The sequence below is a fragment of the Rhizobium sp. RHZ02 genome (genome assembly GCF_014851575.1).
Classification (GTDB): Bacteria; Pseudomonadota; Alphaproteobacteria; order Rhizobiales; family Rhizobiaceae; genus Rhizobium; species Rhizobium altiplani.
In genome coordinates this window covers 335,842-354,409 of record NZ_JACUZX010000005.1, presented here as the reverse complement: position 1 = coordinate 354,409, position 18,568 = coordinate 335,842, and the positions used below count along the sequence as shown (strand labels likewise).

Sequence of the window (18,568 nt, the reverse complement as noted above, 5' to 3'; positions counted from 1 at the left end):
CTTCTTGGCTGGAAGGAGACCGATCATGGGCAAATCACATCCGATCGAGTTGCGTTCCCGTGTTGTTGCATTCGTTGAAGAGGGCAACACCCATCGCGAGGCGTCCCGTCATTTCCGGGTGTCGCCTCGATTTGTGAATAACCTTGTTATCCTGAAGCGGGAGACGGGTTCTCTGTCGCCGAGACGACAGGGTCATATTGGTGGCGGCAAGTTAAGTGACCACGGTGCGTGGTTTCGGGAACGTATGGCTGAGAAGGGTGATTTGACGCTTGATGAATTGTGCGTCGAGCTTGCCGAGCGCGGCGTAATTGTGCATCGCTCGAGCGTTGGCCGTATGTTGCACCGGCTCGGGTTAAGCCACAAAAAAAAGCTTGATGGCAAGCGAGCAGCTTCGTCCGGAAATCGCTCGGGCGAGAAGTCTATGGATCGAAAGGCGCAAGCCGTTTTTTGATAAGGCTCTGGCACGCCTCACTTTTATCGATGAGACGTCGACGAGCACAAAGCTGACAAAACGCTCCGGTTGGTCGTTACGGGGTCACCGTTACCGCAGTCATGCGCCTTTCGGATCCTGGAAGACGCAGACGTTTATCGCTGGCCTCAGATCGCATTCCATGGTCGCGCCATGGATTGTCAACGCACCAATGAATGCCGAGATATTCGAGACTTGGATCGAAACGCAACTTGTCCCAACTTTATCAAAGGGGGACATCGTCATTGCCGATAATGTTCGTTTCCACAAAAGCCAAAAGGCCGAAAAACTCATCAGACAAACCGGTGCCAGGCTGCTGTTCCTACCGGCCTATTCGCCCGACCTGAACCCAATCGAGATGGCCTTCTCGAAACTCAAGTCGCTCCTACGAAAGAAAGCCGCAAGGAGCTTCGACGCAATATCGAATGCCCTCAGCGACATCTGCGCATTGTTCTCCGTTGACGAATGTCGAAACTACTTCAAGGCCGCAGGGTATGAGGCGATTTAGATGCGACAAGCTTTAGTGCCCATCCATAAACAGTAAGCTGCTGAAATTATTGTATGAATCGCGATATCTCGGCGGGCAAAGCCCGGCGGTTTCAGGTATACTTTAGATCAAGCGACTGATTCTAAAGACAAACCCGTAACCGCCGGAGCCGACAATGCGCCAAGAACGCACGGTCCAAGCCAGTGTATTCGATCTTTTCGCCGAACACGAGATCGGCCGTGAACTGAAGGCGATGTCGCAATGGCTGGATGAGCATGGTGATCTGCTCGGGCTGGTGACGCGGGACCTGCGCCGGCATGGTCTCAAGGAGACCGGCCGCGAGGGGCTACCCGCCGAGGCCGTGCTGCGCTGCGCGCTGCTCAAGCAGCATCGCCAGTTGAGTTTATATGAGGAGGGTCAATGTGGAACTGTCGTCAGGGTGACATTTTTTGCTTCCATCGGTTGTTGCGGCATCCAACGGTCTGAGCCCGATTGCAAGACGCGGCTCGTTGCCAAGCCAGATCCAACTTATATACGGTCGCTGTTCGAAGACAGCGGAACCAACATCCCGCTTGCGGCGGACAAGGGCTCAGGAGGACGAGACCATTCTACCAAGCGGCGTTTGAAGCCATACTCAACTGCGGTCGTCCCACCTGGATCCGCCAGGACTGATCGGGTCCTGGAAGATTGCAGAATTCGGTTGCGATCGGGGATCAAGGGGTCTTCATCACGGCCCCCTCGATGACGACGCCGGCATCGACGTATTTCCACAGCGCGACAAGCAATTTGCGGGCGAGCGCCACGAGCGTCTTCTTCTTCAGACGACCATCGTTCTGCTTCACCCGCTGCTTGAACCATAGGCTGAGCACTGAGTGCGGCTGATGGCGCAGCCACAGCCAAGCCACCTGGATCAGCGTCGTTCGCAGCCTTGGATTGCCGGCTTTCGATACCCCCTGGTCGTGATCGACCGAGCCGCTTTGCCAGGGTGTCGGCGCCAGGCCGGCATAGGCAGCAACTTGTCGTCGGTTGTCAAAATGACGTGACAGCCCCTCCGACCACAAGACAACGGCAAACTCCGGCCCGATGCCTTTCAAGGCGAGCAGCATCGGCAGTGCCGGCTGCTCACAACCAGCGAAATGCGCAGAGCCGACCGGCGCGGCAGCGAGCATGGCGTCGCGCTCGGCCTCGACTGCCTTGATTTGTCCGATCAGAAGCTCCAGCCGATCGAGTTCGCGGCCGACCTGCGCCTTCAGATGCGTCGGCAAGGGTCGGCCATCGCCGGTTCTAAGCTCCTCGAGCCGCGTGCGCCGGTCGCGGCGCAGCGGCTGGTAGCCGGAGACGCCTTGGCTGAACAGCAGGCCCTTGATGCGATTGACGTGGCGTACGCGCTCGTTCGTCAACGCCTTGCGTTCACGCGAGATGCGGCGACGGTCCTCCTCCTCGGGCGTAGGCACCCGCAGCATCGCACAGACACGCGGCTCGCCCCTTTTATAGGCGAGCAGCGTGCGCACCAGCGTCTCACCGTCGATCTTGTCGGTCTTGGCCCGCCGCCGCCGGCGCGAGGTCGCAATCGAAGCCGGATCGACGACGTGGCTTTCGATCCCCTCGGCCTGCAGCACTCGGTGGATCCAGAAGCCATCGAGCCCGGCCTCCTGGACCACGATGATGGGAAAGCAGCGTCCGATCCGGGCCTGCGCCTTCCTCTTGAGCTCGCCAAACCGCGCCAGCAGGCCAGCGATGTCGTCGGCCGCCACCGCATGTTTCGACATCTTCTCGCCGCCGCCCGGCGACAGCGAGGTGATTAGCCATTTCGAACGGCTGAGTTCCAAGGAGACGAAGATCGCGCCAAGATCAATGCGAATAGCGGTCGGCGCTTCAGGTCGTTCATTCGTAGCGAGCATGTTCGGCCTCTCCAGAGTAAGGTGTTGATTGAAAGCGACCTCACTTTGTCACAGCGCGGTCGCTGTACCCTCCTCATAGGATCTACCAGGAACTGGCCTTCCATCTCGAAGACCCCGCCTCGTTCCGCGGGCTTTGCCCGGCTGCCGTGGGGGTGGAGCCCGAAGAAGTCGGCTTTGCACAAGACGATCAGCGCGATCCGGGCGCAAACCTTTGAGAAGATCAACCAGGTGCTTCTGGCGAGCGCCCGGCAGGAGAGGCTGGAAAGTGGCAAGGTCGTGCGTGTGGACAGGACCGTCACGGCCGCACTGATCCACGAGCCGAGCGACAGCAGCCTCTTATGGGACTGCGTGCGGGTGATGGTGCGGCTGTTGCAGCAGGCCGATGCGCAGGGCCGTGCCATCCCATGGCACGACCACCGCCGCGCGGCAAAGAAGCGGGCTCGGGCGATCGAATATACCCGCGGTCGCCCGAAACGGGTGAAGCACTACTGCGAACTGCTCAAGATCACGCGCATCACCTTGAGCTATCTCAAACACGCGGCTGAGCGGTCGACCCTGGCGGCGGGCCCGGCAGTTGAACTGTGGCAGGCGCAAGTCTGCCACTATAGGCCGCTGATCGAGCGGATCATCGCCCAGACCGAGCGGCGGGTCCTGGCTGGCGAGCCGGTCTCCGCCGGCGAGAAACTGGTGAGCCTGTTCGAGCCGCATGCCGACATCATCGTCAAGGGCAGCCGCGACGTCGACTACGGCCACAAACTCAATCTGACCACCGGCAGAAGTGGACTGATCCTCGACCTCGTCATCGAAGTCGGCAATCCGACCGACAGCGAGCGCTTCTTGCCGATGCTGGAACGCCACATCGCTTTTTACGGTGAGCCGCCGCGTCAGGCCGCGGCCGATGGCGGCTATGCCAGTCGCGAAAATTTGAGTGGAGCCAAAACCCGCGGCATCCGCGACATGGCCTTCCACAAGAAGCGCGGTCTCAGCATCGAAGACATGGTCAGCAGCCGCTGGGTGTATCGCAAGCTGCGCAACTTCCGCGCCGGCATCGAAGCCGGCATCTCTTGCCTGAAACGCGCTTATGGCTTGGGGCGCTGCACTTGGCGTGGGCTCGACCACTTCAAGGCTTATGTCCGGTCGTCGGTGGTCGCTTACAATCTCGCCCTCTTCGCACGCCTCAGGCCGACCTGACACCCTCATCCGGCAGCGTTCAGAGCACACCCGGCGAGCGGCGGCCGATACCTCATGACCCCATTGCAGCCAGATCGCGCTTCGCGCCACAACCTGCAGGGTTCTGTGCCATCACCCGTCCCAACAAACATCATTCAGTGGACGAGCAACCTTGAAAACCCTGAAAAACAGGCGTTTATGGACGGACACTAGACTAGGTCAGGCGGCCGGCAGCCGCGACAGCGGGATGGCGTCCTCGCGCTCGCCGCCGCGCTCCATGGCCATTTCGTCTGCCAACTGACGGATATGCGTGAAGTCGGTCGGTCCCTCGAAAACGGCGCCGCCGAGCCGGATGCCGATCGTCATCGGCGATCCCTCGGCCGAGAACGAGGCTTCCGCGACGCGCCGACGGATGCGGGTGCCGACGTCCTGGGCGTTTTCGATGGTCGCGCCCGGGAGGAAAACCCCGAGCTCGTTGGTGGCGAGGCGCGCAACCAGGTCGCCCTTTCGCACGGACGACTGAATGATCGCGGCGAGCGACTGCATGACGGTATCCGCCCATTGCGGGCCATAGCGCCTGCTGATCTCGTCAAGCGTATCGATGACGACGGCGATCATCACGCCGCCGGCGTCGGTGGCGATTCGCTTGCGCCGGTCGATGTAGTGTTCGACGGCCGCGGCAAAGGCTGTCCCGTTCAGTGTTTTGGTTACGGCATCGTGGCGCGCAGTATAGTTAATCGTTTCTTGTAGTTTTTTGAGGTCGCCAACTTTGAGCTGCAAGATCAATAGCAGCGGAAATGCAACAAGAAGTGAAATTAAGCCTGCGCCGACAAATCCCACCAAAAATGGTCGATCCGGTACGAGAAGGTTTAAGATAAGTAAAACGCCGACGGATCCAGCCACGTAGCAGACAGCACCAAGGGTTGCGATCCGAAGAGCTGAAACGATTGTGGCGGAAGAGTAACGCTGGCTAAAATTCATCGCGGGTCATGTCCGTTTGAAAGTAAAGCCAGATAAACAGGTTCGGGCAAATCCCCCGTTAAAAAATCCTGTAAAATTCTCGCTTTAGGCAGTTGTCCACTGGGATTAACTGTCTTGGCAGGAATGTCGGAAGCTACGATTGGAATGTGGAAAGATTGGTGTTACTTCTTTGCCAAAGAAAATCTTTGGTATACGGGTTCGCCGAGTGAATCTTTGATGTTGAGGGGCATCGAACTTGTTTAAGAGCAAAAGAATTTTTGCAGCATTGTCTGCGACGGTTGCTTTGAGTTTTTCGTTTTATGCTGATGCCAATGCAATGTCTCTGCAGCAGGCCATCGAAAAGACGATGAAAACGAATCCGCAGATCTTGCAGGCTGCGAAGGATAGAGAAGCTATTGAGTTTGAACTACGCCAAGCGCGCGGTTTATACTTGCCATCCGTAGATTTGGAGAGCGGGATCGGGCGCCGCCGCTTGTCGAATGAAAGCTCCGGCTCGCTAAGAGATGATCATGACTATCTGTCGCCGGGCGATGTTGGTCTGACGATCTCGCAGACACTTTACGATGGCGGCAGCCGCCGCGCCCAGGTCGAACAGCAGGCTTCGCGCGTCGATGGTGCGTCCTTTCGAGTTCTCGAACGGTCTGAGTCGCTCGCCCTCGAAGTGACGCAGGACTATCTGGAATACATGCTCCAGAACCAGATCGTTGCTGCCGCCAAGCAGAACGTTGCGTTCCATACGCAGATGGTCGGCGACATCGACGAGAGCATCAAGGGCGGCGCCCTGACGGATGCTGACCGCCTTCAGGGCAGCGAACGTCTGCAGGCCGCCACGGCCCGGCTGCGCGAAGCGCTCGAAGAGCTTGAGCAGACGAAAATCCGCTTTCTTCAGGTCGTCGGCGAGCCGATCACCAATGCGCAGACGCCGCCGTCTGTGGGCAAGTACGTCCCGAAGACGCTGAACGACGCGGTCTTCGTCGCCGCCAAGAACAGCCCGCGCATCTATTCGGCCAATGCCGACGTCGATGCTGCCGATGCCGGTGTTCGTGGTGCGCGCGCCAACTACCTGCCGAAGGTCAATCTCGAAGGCTCTGCCCGCGTCGGCAACGACATCGATGGCGACGAAGGCAACACCAACGACTATCAGGTCCGCGTCGTTGCCCGCTGGAACCTCTATCGCGGCGGCATCGACGTTGCGCGCGAACAGGAGCAGATCCGTCGTGCCGGCGAGCAGCGCTACAATCTCGCCCAGGTTCAGCGCGAGGTCTCGGAGTCGGTCCGTTCCGCCTGGAACGAGCGCGTCAGCCGCGGAGAGTTGTCCGGCATCCTCAACAAGCAGGCATCGATCAACAACCAGCTCGTCGGCTCCTACCGCGAGCAGTTCAAGGTTGGCCAGCGCTCGCTGCTCGATGTGCTCGATGCGCAGAACACGAAGTTCAACACTCAGGTTCTCGCTGATACCGCGCGCGTTGCATCGCAGTTTGCCGAGTACAAGATCCTGGCGGCGTCGGGCAATCTGCTTCAGACGATGAAGCTGAAGCCGGTCGATCAGTCCAAACCTTATGCGCGGGAAGAGTTTGTTGTCCCCGCGGGCGTCGCGAATCCTGGATATGTCGAGCTTGATTCACATCAGAGGGCCGGTATGCCCCTGGACCTCCTAGCGCCAATTCGACAGCAATAGTCGACGTGGCCATTGAACAATGCTGAACGTAGCGATCGGGACCTCCAGCAGCACACCGCTGCAGACATTCAAAGCCGCATTCAAATCCGTGGCTGCGTTCTATGGCCGACCAAGCTCCGACACGGTCCTCTTTTCCGGCCTTCCGGACGAGGTGACCGAGTCGCTTGAGATCGACGATGTCGAGCGCATGGCCGAGCGCATCGGCCTGCAGGTGATCAAGCACCAGGAGCGCGAATGCCGCCAGAGCAATTTCGATTGCCCGGCGATCGTCGCCTTTGCCGATGGCAGCGTGCTGCCGCTGCTCGAGGTCGCCGAGGACGGCTCCTATGTCACTGATATCGTTCCGATTGCCGGCAACGCGATCCGTCTGACGCGGGAAGAATTCCTGGCGCTGAAGCCGCAACTGGCCTTTGCCTTTACGCTTTACTACCAGAACGCCTCGGAAGAGGCGCTGGTCGGCCATGCCGTCGAGATCGAAAAGCGGCACTGGTTGGCAACAACGCTTGCGCCTTACTGGCGCACCTATGTTCGCGTCATGGTCGCGGCGCTATTCATCAACCTGATTGCGCTCGGCTCGCCGCTCTTTACGATGAATGTCTATGACCGGGTCCTGCCGAACAAGGCGATCCCGACGCTCTGGGTTCTGGCCGCGGGTATCTCGCTTGCCTATGTCTTCGACTTCCTGCTGAAGACCGCTCGCTCGTCCCTGATCGACTATGCCGGACGCAAGGCGGATCTGCGCCTGTCGCAGCTGCTGTTCGACAAGGTGCTGAATTCGACGCTCGCCTCGCGGCCGATGTCGACGGGCGAATATGCCAACCGCGTGACGCAGTATGAATTCGTTCGCGAGTTTTTCACGTCGAACACCATCGGCGTCCTGATCGACAGCCTGTTCGTCTTCATCTTTCTCGGCGTCATTTATCTGATCTCCGGCTGGCTCGTCGTCATCCCGGCGGTCGCCTTCGTCCTGTCGGTTGCGATCGGCTTGTGGGCGCAGGCCGCGATCGGCAAGCGCATGACGACGGCAGCCAACGAGGCGTCGCGTCGCCAGTCTCTACTGGTGGAGACGATCTCGACGATCGAAACGCTGAAGAGCCTGCGCGCCGAAGCGACGATGCTGCGCCGCTGGCAGGAACTGACCAAGTATTCGAGCCGCACCAGCGAGGATATCAAGCATATCTCGACGAACGCCATCAACATGACGATGTTCATCCAGCAGATGGTGAGCGTCCTGATCGTGATTGCCGGAACCTACGAATTCTCCGAAGGCCGCATCGCCATGGGCGCGATCGTCGCGACTGTCATGCTGGCAAGCCGCGCCGGTGCGCCGCTCGGTCAGATTGCCATGACGCTGGCGCGTTTCCGCCAGGCGACCATGTCGCTTCGCATTCTCGACAAGATCATGGAACAGCCCGACGACCGTCCGTCGACCGTTGGCTTCGTCAACCGCGAGATCACGCGCGGCGCCTTCAGCTTTCAGGATGTGTCTTTCCAGTATCCGGGCTCGGACTATCCCGTCATCAACAAGCTGTCCTTTGCGGTGCGGCCGGGCGAGCGCGTCGGCATCATCGGCCGCATCGGCTCCGGCAAGACGACGCTCGGCCGTTTGCTTGATGGGCTCTTTTGTCCCTCGGGCGGTCGCGTGCTGATCGATGGCGTCGATATCCGCCAATACCACATGGCCGAAGTTCGCTCGGCGGTTGCCGTGGCCGGCCAGTCGTCCGATCTCTTCTCGGGAACCGTCAAGGAAAACCTGCTGATCGGACGCGCCGACGCGACCGACGAGGAACTCCTGGAAGTCGCCCGCATGACTGGCGTCGACGAGTTTGTGGGCAATCATCCGCGCGGCTTCGACATGCCGGTCGGCGAACGCGGCACGAACCTGTCGAGCGGCCAGAAGCAGGCGCTGACGATTGCGCGTCTGCTGCTGACGAAGCCGAAGATCGTGTTTCTCGACGAGCCGTCGGGCGCCATGGATCTGGCGACCGAGCGTAACCTGATTGCGCGCCTGTCGAAGGCGATCAGCCGTGATACGACGCTTTTGATCGCCACCCACCGCTACAGCATGCTTGAGCTCGTCGATCGCCTGATCGTCATCGACAAGGGCCGCATCATCGCCGACGGTCCGAAGGGTGCGGTCATCGAGGCCATGCAGCGTAAACCAGCAGGGGCGCAGTCATGAGCCTCAGCAATCGTCACGACAATCCTCCGCTTCTCGCCCGCGGCATTCTTGCACTGGTGGCGCTCGTCATTGCGAGCTTCGTCGCCTGGGCGGCTATTGCCGACATCAACGAGATCGCCCGCGGCGAGGGCAAGGTCATTCCGGTCTCGAAGACGCAGATCATCCAGTCGTCGGAGCCCGGGGTCGTCCAGCAGATCGCCGTCGTCCTCGGTCAGGTCGTGCGCAAAGGTCAGCTACTCGTCCAGCTCGACAATACAACGACGACCTCCACCCTTGGCGAATCCGTTGCCAAGGCGCGTGCGCTCGGTGCCAAGGTTGCGCGCCTGAAGCTCGAGGAAGCTGGTCAATACGATACGCCGTACATTTGCCCGGAAGAGATCCTGGCCGTCGCGAAGGATGTGTGCGCAAACGAGGCGCAGCTTTTCGCTGCCGATCGCGCCAGCTACCAGAACAAGCTTGGCGTCTTGCAGGAGCGCGTGCGCCAGCGCAAGAACGAGCTCAGCGAAGCCCACGCCAACATCGATCGCCTGCAGCAGAATATCGAAGGTGCCCAGCGCCAGTACGATCTCATTTTCCCGCTGGCACAGAAGAAGCTGGTGGCGCAGACGGAAGTGTTGAAGACCGAGCGTGATCTCACCGACCAGAAGGGCCAGCTCAAGGTTTACCAGGAAAGCATCGACCGCCTGCAGGCTGCCGTGCAGGAAGCCAAGCTGCAGCTCGGCGATCTTGCCCTCGAACTGCGTCAGCAGGCGCTGACGGACAAGGCGCAGGCGCTGGCCGAGCTTTCGGTCGTCGATGAAACCATCCGCGGCGCGTCCGACCGCGTCAAGCGCACCGACATCCGCTCGCCTGTCGACGGCATCGTCAACACGCTTGAGGTCAACACCATCGGCGCCTATGTCGATCCGGGCCGTGTCATCGCCGGCATCGTTCCGACCGCTGACACGCTGCTGGTCGAAGCCAAGATCTCGCCGCGCGATGTCGCCTTCGTGCGCCGCGGCCAGCCTGCCGTCGTCAAGGTCACCGCCTACGACTTCTCGATCTTCGGCGGCCTTGAGGGCGTCGTCGAGAATATCTCCGCAGACAGTCTCGTGGAGAAGGAAAAGGGCGAGACCTACTATCTGGTACAGGTCAAGACCGACAAGTCCGCGCTGGAGCGCAACGGCAAGTCCTATCCGATCATCCCCGGCATGGTTGCCTCGGTCGAGATCATGACCGGCAACAAGACCGTGCTGAGCTACCTGATGAAGCCGATCAACAAGGCGCGCGGCGAAGCGCTGACGGAGCGATAGGATGCTGATCGTCAAGTCAGGCAGCAACGCACTCACTGAACTCGAGCCGATCGAGGAGCCTTTGCCTGTCATCGGCGCCGATGAGATCGAGCCGCGCTTCCGGGCGGTCGTCGGTCGAGGCGGCGAGCGCCGCGGTATCCGCCTCGAGCGGATCTACTGGGATGGCCTCGGCCGCATGTCGTCTGCCGGCAAGATGAGCACGGCCGACCTCGTGCACTATACGGCCTCGCAGATGCCGGAGTCCGGCAACCTCGCCTCGCTGCTGCGTGTGCTCAGCTTCAAGTGGGCGCTGCGCAGGCTGGATACCGTCGAAGACGCCTCGTCCATGGCAAACGTCAATGCCATCATCCAGGCATCGCCGTCGCCGACGATCCTGCTGACACAGGAAAAAAAGATCCAGCTCTTCAACGATCCCTTCCTGACCATGCTGCGCCAGCGTCTTCCGCTTGGTGATGCGGCGCAGTTGACGAAGAGCTTGCGCTTCTCGATCGACACGCAGATCGATGAGGCGATCGCCACGCTCTATCGGCACAGGGGCAAGACGCTGAACACCGGCTTCACCATAGCCGTCGGCTCGGCCTCGATGAAGGGCCAGATCAATCTGGCTTTGGCGCCAACGCATGAGAAGCCGACGCTGATCGGCTATGTCTCTCGTTACTGACCAGAAAATCCAAGACATGAAAAACGCGGCCGAGATTCAGCCGCTTTTTCTGCATCTTGCCGGCGATTTTCAGAACGTCGTGCCTTCGCCTGGAGCGACCTTTTCGAGTGGCAATGCCGAGGCAACCTGCTTGGCGCCGGTGCGTGTTCCGTGCAGGTAGCCCTTGCCGTCCGCGATCGAGTAGAGCGGCACATAGTCGGGCAGCCTGGTATCCGGCAGAACTTCGTCACGCATGTTGTCGAGGATGAAGCGGTTGCCGTTCACCGCGACAGAAAGCACCGCGTGGTAGAAATGGCGCTTCTGATCGAACAGGACAATGACGGACATGTCCTTGAGTTCGACGCCTTCGGCGTGCAGCGCGGCCATCTTCAGGATCGCGAAGTCCTCGCAATCGCCCTGCTGGCGGGAGAGCGTTTCGGCGGGCGTCGCCCAGTAGTCGGCCACCTTGTAGGTGTCGATGTCGCGGCTGTAGCGGATCGTGTGATTGACCGTGATGTTGACCGCGTTCAGCTTGTCGCGGATCGAGGACTGCGACGTCTTGCTGAAGGCAACCTTGATCGCGTTCGCGGCCTCCGAGCACTTGCCTGCGCTGCAGTCAATGGCTGTTCCATCGGTCATTTCCGACAGGGACGGTTCGAACTTCTTCAGGGCAGCCAGTCGCTTGAAAGGAATGGCGACGGTCCCGAAAGCGGCGCTGCCCGCCGGCGCGGCGATCGCCGGCCGTGCGACTGGCTGCGCAGGGGCAACGCTCTCGTTCACCCAGCCGGCCGGCTCGGGCTGTAGCGAGCGCGTCAGCGCGGCAACGTCGATGGTGCCGATACTTTTCGTCGCCAGGCTGAGGAGGTTGGCGACGCCGCCGAGCATCAGGGCGCGGGCCGTTTCAGCCGCCAGGTTAACGGAGTAAATCCCGCCCGACATTTGCGAAGACGGCAATACGGATGCCGCCGAAGTATTCGGTGCAAATGCGGCTGAAAATGCAGACAAAGTAAAAGCAGCGATGTTGCTTGTTTTTATACTGCGCTTCATGGATCGCGGTCTCTCGTTGGCTGCGAGAACCGTATAAAAAATCTATAAAAATCAGGTATTTAATCATAGATAAGGTTGGGATAAATTATCTGTTCAAAAGAACATAAAAGTTTAGTGTGCCCGTCAACCAAGTTTGGGCGAAGGGTTTGCTTTCCGGTGTTGCCTGTGCAGATATGAAATCCTGTCAAACGGCCGGAAAAGGCCGCGATTGCGAGTAGTGGGGGAACAGGTGACAGTGCAGTCAATCGAGCCGGTGCAAGGCTCGCATGGTTTACGCTCGACACGGCAAGTGTCGCTTTCGGAAGGCGCCGGTCCCCTCAAACTCATCAAATCCGTTCTCGCAATGTCGATCGTCGTCGCCTGCGGCGTGGTCTCGGGCTGCCAGTCCGACGTCGATGGCATCGCCAAGAACGTGAAGACCAACGACATCAAGGCACCTTCGAGCGAAGTCGAGGAAAACTTCGGAGAAACGGGAGCGGAGATCACGCTGCTGCTCCCCAAAGGCACGACCGGCATCTATGAGGGTGCTGCGCGTGACGTGCGCGACGGTGCCGGCCTAGGCGTCGGCGAACTCGGCGGCAACCAGGTCTTCGTGAAGGTTGTCGACGTGGCCTCCGGCGCTCCAGCCGCCGCGACTGCCGTCAGCGAGGCGAGGGCGCGCGGTTCCGTTATGCTCGTCAGCTACGCATCGCCTGCCGTCACATCAGCTATCGCTGCGGTCCCGGCTGACCAGCGGCCGGCTTTGCTCAATCTGGGCGTGCCGGTTCCGCCCACATCGGGCAATGTCTACAACTTCGTTTCCGATGAGATCGACAGCGCCATTGAAGGCGTGCAGGCAGCCTCTGCCAGCGGCCACAAGAAGGTGCTGGTTTTCGCCCAAAGCGATTTTCCGGCTGCTGACGAGGCCCGGTTGGCAGGCGCCATCCAGGCCGGCGGCGGTACGTATCTCGGCCTTGCCCGCTACGATCTGACGGACGCCGCCGCCGCTGATGCGGTCAAGAGGGCGGGCGCCAATCTGCAGAATGCCGACACCGTGCTCGTGCTCGGGAAAACGGTGATCACCACGACGATCGCCGGCGCCGTAAAAGCCAGCGGTAAGACGAACGTCACCTTCGTCGGCACCAGCGCTTGGCCGCCGCAGACGTATACGGATCCCTCGGTGGCAGGCACGGTGATTGCCATGGTCGAGCCCGAAGGCGCGACGATGATCGCCGACCGCTACCAGCGGCACTACAAGCGCACGCTCTCCACCGACGCTGCTTACGGCTACGATGCTGTTGCCGTTGCCTCGGGCATTGTCCGGACAAAGGGACCGGAGGGAATGAACGCACAGAACCTGACCAGCAAGGTCGGCTTCCGCGGCGTAACCGGCCTCTTCAGGCTGACGCCGGCGGGTACCGTGGAGCGCAAGATGAGCCTTTATTCCCTTAACGGCGGCAAGCTCAGCCTGCTCGGTGCCACGCCGGCCTCTTTCTGATAACCCACACACTTGGACATCGGACCGTATGCGTCCGACTTCACCAGGCGCCGTGCGAAGCGCTAAGAGACCCGGCCGGCAGGTGCTCCGCCCGACAAACGGAAGCGCAGTTGCCGCGCGGCCATTGTCTCCTGCCAATCAGGAGTCAGACACGAATTCACGTCAAACGGCCAGGCAGCATTCCTTTTGCTCTCACTTGGCGGCCTTGTCGGTGCCAAGTAGGTAGCCTCCGTCCCAGTGATAGATCTGCTTGTCGTCCACCGTGACCTTGACGACCGCCTGGAAACCGGCGAGCGTCCCGCTGCCGGCATGAAACGCACAGGTTCCTTGCATTGGGCTGGCGGTGTCGTAGGTGACGCAGTACCCGACCGCCGTGTCTCCGTTTCCGACGGCAATAACAGCCGTGCTACTGCCGAAAAGGGGACTGCCGGTCACCGGCCCATAGTACAAGATCTTGGTACCCGCCGGGATCGCCGCCAGATTCGATTCCGTAATCGTGCAGAAGCTCGGAGTCTCGCCGGTGTACTGGCTACATTCCTTAGAGATCTTGAGTGGTTGCATAGAGGGCGCCGCATGCGCCACGGACGCTAGTACCAGGATGGCACCAGCCGACAGGATCAACAATCTGCTCATTGCCTAGTCCCCCAGTCGAATGGTGTCGAGAACTCTACTCTCTATCGCCTCTCCTCGCAATTCGCTGCTTGGGTCCAGGGAGCGCCGTCCGCGACGCCGCCGACTTGCATGAGTCCGGACCCTAAGGCCGTGCAGCCGCAAAGAAGGGCTCCGGACTCTCCACTTCGATCAGCCGCCGGCGCTCGATCTGCCAGAACCGGTTGCCGATGGCACGCACGAAGCTGCGGTCGTGGGAAACAACAAGGCAGCTCGCCTGGTGGGCCATGAGTTCGCCCTCCAGCGCTTCCTGCCCGTCGATATCGAGGTGGTTGGTCGGCTCGTCGAGCAGATAGAAGTTCGGCTCCGCCAGCCGCAAAACCAGCATGCCGAGCCGCGCCTTCTGCCCGCCCGACAGCCGCCCGACCGGACGCGACTGCATGTCGATGGTCATGCCGGCCCCCGCGAGCAGCGCCCGCGCCCGCTGGTCGCCAACGTCGAAGCGGCGGATGATCGTCTCCATCGGCGTATCGCTGTCCTTCAAGTCGGCCAGCGCCTGGTCACTATAGCCGAGCACCAGCGAAGGGGTGGCCTTGATGCCGTCCTGCGCCGTCTCCGGATGGCCGATTGCCTTTCGCAGCATCGCGATCAGCCGTGATTTGCCGGCGCCGTTCTCCCCGAGCAATACGATCCGGTCACCCTGGCAGATGAACTGCTTGCCGGTCCGGAAGAGTGTCGTGCCTTCAGGGGTACGGACCTCCGCTTCGTCGAGTGTCACAAGCACCTTGGCATGCGTGCCGCGGTTGGCGAGCTTGATCGCACCGGCCGATCGCTCGAGATGGGCGGGCTTGGCCGCATCCTCGAGCTTGTCGGCGCGTTGCTTCAGCTGCTTTGTCTTGACAACCAGCAGGTCGCTGCCGGAGTTGATGCCGATATTGTTGAGTTTCGCCGCTTGCTTGCGCAATTGCTCGGCAGTCTTCATGTCGCGTTCGTAGCGTCTCCTGTCGGCCGCGTCCGCCTCATCAAGCGCTGCCCGCGCCCGGCTGTAGGGCAGGGAGAAGACCTGCGACTGCTCCGGCCGCAGGAACAGCGTACGATTGGTGACTGCATCGAGAAAGGCACGGTCGTGGCTGGAGATGATCACAGGCACATCGCGGGGCAGGGCGTTCAACCAATCCTCAAGCGCCGCGATCTTGCCGAGATCGAGGTGGTTGGTCGGCTCGTCGAGCAGCAGCGCGTCGGGCTCCATCACCCAGGTGCGCGCCAGCATCGCCAGCCGCTGCCAGCCGCCGCTGAGCTGCCTGACCGGGCGGCTGCGCAAGGCTTCGGGCACGTCCAGCGAATCCAGCACGATGTCCACGCGCCAGCTTTCGTTCGCCTGCTGATCGGCAGGCAGCGCCTGAAGGACAGCATCGTGGAACGGCACGTCAAGCAGCTTGGCTGGCACCTCCTGTTCGACATAGCCGATCGTCAGCCCGCGCGAGCGCGTGATGTCGCCGTGGGTTGCCTCGAGCGCTCCCGAAATGCAGCGGAGCAGTGTGGACTTGCCGCGGCCGTTGGCGGCGACGAGCCCCAGGCGGTCGCCGGCATTGATGACGAGGTCAAGCTTGGCAAAAACCGGTGCGCTGAGGGTGACGCCGAGATTGCGGATATTGATAAGGGTCATGATCTTGCTCTGGTCTTGCCGAGCGATCACACGGGCGAGGGCATGCAGCCTTCATCGCGTGCGTGTGCTTCGAGCTCGGTGGATGAGTATTGCAGACGGGCGAATGCCCAAACTGCTGCCACGAGGGGCAGACCAGGGAAGAGAGTTTGTGAGAAACGGTCTCTGGTCAGCCCTGCAAACGCATTTGCAGGGCGTTGACGGAGCCACGTTGCCGGTTGAACCGGAAATAGAAATTTTGCACGCGACCCTCCTTTCTCTTTGAGCGCATAGGAGAAATAGCATTGCTAACCCAGGAATGCAACCAAAGCGCTTGTGCTGCGCCGTCGCGCTCCCGAACTTGCATTGGGCAGCGTGGTTGCTGTAAGCGGCTCGACAGGTATTCTTAAAATTCCAGGAGAGACGCCATGGCAGGCGGTGACGACGATTACGTTTATGATGAAGTGACGGGCGAATGGCGTCCGGCTTCGGAAATGGCTGCCGCGGCCGCACAGGCCGCTGAGGTTCGGGATGCTGCCGGAAACGTCCTGAAGGACGGCGATTCCGTCGCCCTCATCAAGGACCTGAAGGTGAAGGGGGCCAATCAGACCCTGAAGCAGGGTACGGTTATCCGATCGATCCGTTTGACGGATAACCCGGAAGAGATCGACTGTCGCCACGACACCATCAAGGGCCTTGTCTTGCGTACGGAGTTCGTCCGCAAGCGTTGAGCGCGTGACGGGCAGAAGATTTCGCGGGGCGGAACGAGGGCGATAGCCCCCTTCCGCTCAGCGCTTCAAACTTCCGAGGATGCCGCGCACCAGGGCCCGGCCGACCTGTGTCGCCACCGTACGGGCCACGCTCTTCATCGCCGCTTCCACGACCGTTTCGCGCTGGTAGCCGGAGGAGCGGGCGCGGCCCTGGCTCTTGGCCTGCGGTTCGGTCTCATCATCGCCGAAGCCCGGCAGTGTCCAGCGGCCCGAGGCGCTGCCCTCGGTCGGCTCGGTCGGCTGCACCTGCTTGGCTGCATCGGAGTCGGATGCCTTCTTGGCGCGCGCCGCCAGAATCTCGAAGGCGGATTCACGATCGAGATCTTCGTCGTAGACCCCGAGCACCGGGCTCTTATCCATGACCTGCTGGCGCTCCGGATCGGTCAACGGGCCGACGCGTCCGGACGGCGGGCGCACCAGCGTCCGCTCGACGATCGAGGGTGAGCCCTTCGCCTCCAGTGTCGACACCAGCGCTTCGCCAGTGCCGAGCGTAGTGATGACGGTGGCGCAGTCGAAGGCAGGGTTGGGACGGAAGGTGTCCGCCGCTGTCCTCACAGCCTTCTGCTCGCGCGGCGAATAGGCGCGCAGCGCATGTTGCACCCGGTTGCCGAGCTGCGCGAGGACGGTTTCCGGCACATCGAGCGGGTTCTGTGTCACGAAATAGACGCCGACCCCCTTCGAACGGATGAGCCGGACGACTTGTTCGACGCGCTCGATCAGCACCTTCGGCGCGTCGTTGAAGAGCAGGTGCGCCTCGTCGAAGAAGAAGACGAGGTTCGGCTTCTCCGGGTCGCCCACCTCTGGCAGCTCCTCGAAGAGCTCGGACAGCAGCCACAGCAGGAAGGTCGCGTAGAGCCGCGGGTTCATCATCAGCTTGTCGGCGGCGAGCACGGAAATCTGGCCATAGCCGCGGTTGTTGGTCCGCATGATGTCGGTGATCTTCAGCGCCGGTTCGCCGAAGAAGTGCTCGGCGCCCTGCTGTTCCAGCACAAGGAGACCACGCTGGATCGAGGCGACCGACGCCTTCGAGATCAGACCGAACTGGCTGGAAAGCTCGGTTGCGTTCTCCGCCATGTAATTCAGCAGCGAGGAAAAGTCCTTGAGGTCGAGCAGAGGGAGGCCGCCCTGGTCGGCGAGCTTGAAGGCGATGTTGATGACGCCTTCCTGCGGCTCGGAGGCATCCATCAGCCGCGCGAGGAGCAGCGGCCCCATTTCGGCAATGGTGGTGCGGACGCGGTGGCCCTTCTCGCCGAAAAGGTCCCAGAAGATGACCGGGAACTGGTCGAACTCGTAATCGTCGAAGCCGATCTGCTCGGCGCGCTTGGTGAGAAAATCCTTCGGTTCGCCCTTGGCGGCGATACCGGAAAGATCACCCTTGATGTCGGAGCAGAAGACGGGCACGCCGGCCCTCGAGAAGCCCTCGGCCAGCACCTGCAGCGTTACCGTCTTGCCGGTGCCGGTTGCGCCCGTTACCAGGCCGTGGCGGTTTCCGAATTTCAGGTCGAGATATTCCGGCTTGTTGATGCTGTCATCCGGATTGCGGCTGACGCCGACGAAAATCTTGCCATCCTCGAGCATTTCGAAAATTCTCCCTGCGGCTGTCGGCGCCGATTGCGTCAAAATGCGGAGCGTCGTTTCCGCATGGTCATTGTAATATCGCTTCCCTGTTATAAGCAGGGAGCCCGGTGCGGACAACTGTCTGCATTAAAAGGAAAAGTAGGATAAAGCGTGCTTTTGCGGCCGGCGGCTTGAGTTGCCCGGAAAGTTCGACTAACGTTGACGTCAACGTCAAAAAATAGGAGGCTTACAATGAATGAAATCGTAGACCAGATCGCCGCGCGTGTGGGCATCACTCCGGAACTGGCCGAAAAGGCGGTGGGCATGATGCTCGGCTTCCTGCAGCGCGAGGCGGCAGACGGTCCGGTCGCCAAGATGATCGAAGCCATTCCGGGCGCTTCGGACCTCGTTGCCAAGTACAACGGCGAAGGCGCGAGCGGCGGCGGCGGGATCCTCGGCAGCATCATGGGCGCGCTCGGCGGCGGCGGCATCATGGCGCTCGGCCAGCAGCTGATGTCGGAAGGCCTCGGCATGGGCGAGATCACCACGCTCGCCAAGGAAACCATCGCGATTGCCGAGCAGCACGCCGGCAAGGAAGTCGTGGACGAGGTTGTCGGCTCGGTTCCGGGCCTCAGCCAGTTCGTCTAAGCGGCAAAACGAGACTTT

Annotated in this window: 15 protein-coding genes and 2 pseudogenes; 11 read left to right on the top strand and 6 right to left on the bottom strand. The window is 61.0% G+C overall.

Going from position 1 to position 18,568, the window contains the following annotated elements; translation table 11 throughout:
• Window positions 1–25 precede the first annotated feature (25 nt).
• From IB244_RS32150 to IB244_RS11720, 3 genes and pseudogenes are all read left to right on the top strand, one after another.
• Window positions 26–451 (top strand): helix-turn-helix domain-containing protein, encoded by a 426-nt coding sequence (locus tag IB244_RS32150; RefSeq protein WP_246734396.1) that lies wholly within the window; start codon window positions 26–28, stop codon window positions 449–451.
• Window positions 375–977 (top strand): IS630 family transposase, encoded by a 603-nt coding sequence (locus IB244_RS32145; protein WP_246734392.1) that lies wholly within the window; start codon window positions 375–377, stop codon window positions 975–977. The genes IB244_RS32150 and IB244_RS32145 overlap by 77 nt, the downstream gene beginning before the upstream one ends.
• A 154-nt stretch (window positions 978–1,131) precedes the next feature.
• Window positions 1,132–1,368: pseudogene (locus tag IB244_RS11720) on the top strand (ISNCY family transposase); the annotation flags it as partial.
• A 301-nt stretch (window positions 1,369–1,669) separates the two neighbouring features.
• Here the strand turns inward: IB244_RS11720 and IB244_RS11715 are convergent.
• On the bottom strand, window positions 1,670–2,857 hold the full coding sequence (locus tag IB244_RS11715) for an IS110 family transposase (RefSeq protein ID WP_192304295.1): 1,188 nt from the start codon (window positions 2,855–2,857) through the stop codon (window positions 1,670–1,672).
• Between the two features lie 83 nt (window positions 2,858–2,940).
• Here IB244_RS11715 and IB244_RS11710 point away from each other — a divergent pair.
• Window positions 2,941–4,048: pseudogene (locus tag IB244_RS11710) on the top strand (ISNCY family transposase); the annotation flags it as partial.
• Window positions 4,049–4,246: 198 nt separating this feature from the next.
• On the opposite strand, the gene IB244_RS11705 reads toward IB244_RS11710, so the two are convergent.
• A complete protein-coding gene (locus IB244_RS11705) occupies window positions 4,247–4,807 on the bottom strand; it encodes a GGDEF domain-containing protein (protein ID WP_246734395.1) in 561 nt (186 codons plus the stop codon).
• A 517-nt stretch (window positions 4,808–5,324) separates the two neighbouring features.
• Between IB244_RS11705 and IB244_RS11700 the strand changes: the two genes are divergently transcribed.
• The 4 genes from IB244_RS11700 to IB244_RS11685 are packed head-to-tail and all read left to right on the top strand — an operon-like array spanning window position 5,325 to window position 10,821.
• On the top strand, window positions 5,325–6,686 hold the full coding sequence (locus tag IB244_RS11700) for a TolC family outer membrane protein (protein WP_192304293.1): 1,362 nt from the start codon (window positions 5,325–5,327) through the stop codon (window positions 6,684–6,686).
• A 19-nt stretch (window positions 6,687–6,705) separates the two neighbouring features.
• Window positions 6,706–8,868, top strand: a complete 2,163-nt coding sequence (locus IB244_RS11695) for a type I secretion system permease/ATPase (protein WP_192304291.1) — start codon at window positions 6,706–6,708, stop codon at window positions 8,866–8,868.
• The gene (locus IB244_RS11690) at window positions 8,865–10,160 is read left to right on the top strand and encodes an HlyD family type I secretion periplasmic adaptor subunit (RefSeq protein ID WP_192304289.1); all 1,296 of its coding nucleotides are present in this window, start codon (window positions 8,865–8,867) and stop codon (window positions 10,158–10,160) included. Before IB244_RS11695 ends, IB244_RS11690 begins: the two co-directional genes overlap by 4 nt.
• A 1-nt stretch (window position 10,161) precedes the next feature.
• Complete coding sequence (locus IB244_RS11685; RefSeq protein ID WP_192304287.1) at window positions 10,162–10,821, top strand: ribbon-helix-helix domain-containing protein; 660 nt, start codon at window positions 10,162–10,164, stop codon at window positions 10,819–10,821.
• 69 nt (window positions 10,822–10,890) lie between these two features.
• Here IB244_RS11685 and IB244_RS11680 read toward each other — a convergent pair whose 3' ends face one another.
• Complete coding sequence (locus IB244_RS11680; protein WP_246734394.1) at window positions 10,891–11,754, bottom strand: transglutaminase-like cysteine peptidase; 864 nt, start codon at window positions 11,752–11,754, stop codon at window positions 10,891–10,893.
• Window positions 11,755–12,076: 322 nt separating this feature from the next.
• On the opposite strand from IB244_RS11680, the gene IB244_RS11675 reads away from it, so the two are divergent.
• Window positions 12,077–13,324 (top strand): hypothetical protein, encoded by a 1,248-nt coding sequence (locus tag IB244_RS11675; protein ID WP_192304283.1) that lies wholly within the window; start codon window positions 12,077–12,079, stop codon window positions 13,322–13,324.
• Between the two features lie 192 nt (window positions 13,325–13,516).
• Here the strand turns inward: IB244_RS11675 and IB244_RS11670 are convergent, their stop codons facing one another.
• Both IB244_RS11670 and IB244_RS11665 read right to left on the bottom strand, forming a co-directional pair.
• Window positions 13,517–13,957 carry a hypothetical protein gene (locus IB244_RS11670; RefSeq protein ID WP_018859606.1) on the bottom strand — a complete coding sequence of 147 codons (441 nt, stop codon included), beginning with the start codon at window positions 13,955–13,957 and terminating at the stop codon, window positions 13,517–13,519.
• Window positions 13,958–14,078: 121 nt separating this feature from the next.
• Window positions 14,079–15,599 carry an ABC-F family ATP-binding cassette domain-containing protein gene (locus IB244_RS11665; protein WP_062370588.1) on the bottom strand — a complete coding sequence of 507 codons (1,521 nt, stop codon included), beginning with the start codon at window positions 15,597–15,599 and terminating at the stop codon, window positions 14,079–14,081.
• A gap of 404 nt (window positions 15,600–16,003) precedes the next feature.
• On the opposite strand from IB244_RS11665, the gene IB244_RS11660 reads away from it, so the two are divergent.
• A complete protein-coding gene (locus tag IB244_RS11660; RefSeq protein ID WP_025662734.1) occupies window positions 16,004–16,306 on the top strand; it encodes an alkylphosphonate utilization protein in 303 nt (100 codons plus the stop codon).
• A gap of 57 nt (window positions 16,307–16,363) precedes the next feature.
• Here IB244_RS11660 and IB244_RS11655 read toward each other — a convergent pair whose 3' ends face one another.
• The gene (locus IB244_RS11655) at window positions 16,364–17,923 is read right to left on the bottom strand and encodes a helicase HerA-like C-terminal domain-containing protein (RefSeq protein ID WP_192304281.1); all 1,560 of its coding nucleotides are present in this window, start codon (window positions 17,921–17,923) and stop codon (window positions 16,364–16,366) included.
• A gap of 231 nt (window positions 17,924–18,154) precedes the next feature.
• On the opposite strand from IB244_RS11655, the gene IB244_RS11650 reads away from it, so the two are divergent.
• On the top strand, window positions 18,155–18,550 hold the full coding sequence (locus tag IB244_RS11650) for a hypothetical protein (RefSeq protein WP_018859602.1): 396 nt from the start codon (window positions 18,155–18,157) through the stop codon (window positions 18,548–18,550).
• The last annotated feature ends 18 nt before the right edge of the window (window positions 18,551–18,568 follow it).

Excerpts from the sequence above, each read along its gene's own strand:
- IB244_RS32145 (WP_246734392.1), top strand. The coding sequence starts at position 375 with ATGGCAAGCGAGCAGCTTCGTCCGGAAATCGCTCGGGCGAGAAGTCTA.
- IB244_RS32150 (WP_246734396.1), top strand. The coding sequence starts at position 26 with ATGGGCAAATCACATCCGATCGAGTTGCGTTCCCGTGTTGTTGCATTC.
- IB244_RS11685 (WP_192304287.1), top strand. The coding sequence starts at position 10,162 with ATGCTGATCGTCAAGTCAGGCAGCAACGCACTCACTGAACTCGAGCCG.
- IB244_RS11650 (WP_018859602.1), top strand. The coding sequence starts at position 18,155 with ATGAATGAAATCGTAGACCAGATCGCCGCGCGTGTGGGCATCACTCCG.
- IB244_RS11715 (WP_192304295.1), bottom strand. The coding sequence starts at position 2,857 with ATGCTCGCTACGAATGAACGACCTGAAGCGCCGACCGCTATTCGCATT.
- IB244_RS11660 (WP_025662734.1), top strand. The coding sequence starts at position 16,004 with ATGGCAGGCGGTGACGACGATTACGTTTATGATGAAGTGACGGGCGAA.
- IB244_RS11665 (WP_062370588.1), bottom strand. The coding sequence starts at position 15,599 with ATGACCCTTATCAATATCCGCAATCTCGGCGTCACCCTCAGCGCACCG.
- IB244_RS11700 (WP_192304293.1), top strand. The coding sequence starts at position 5,325 with ATGTCTCTGCAGCAGGCCATCGAAAAGACGATGAAAACGAATCCGCAG.
- IB244_RS11655 (WP_192304281.1), bottom strand. The coding sequence starts at position 17,923 with ATGCTCGAGGATGGCAAGATTTTCGTCGGCGTCAGCCGCAATCCGGAT.
- IB244_RS11690 (WP_192304289.1), top strand. The coding sequence starts at position 8,865 with ATGAGCCTCAGCAATCGTCACGACAATCCTCCGCTTCTCGCCCGCGGC.
- IB244_RS11670 (WP_018859606.1), bottom strand. The coding sequence starts at position 13,957 with ATGAGCAGATTGTTGATCCTGTCGGCTGGTGCCATCCTGGTACTAGCG.
- IB244_RS11695 (WP_192304291.1), top strand. The coding sequence starts at position 6,706 with ATGCTGAACGTAGCGATCGGGACCTCCAGCAGCACACCGCTGCAGACA.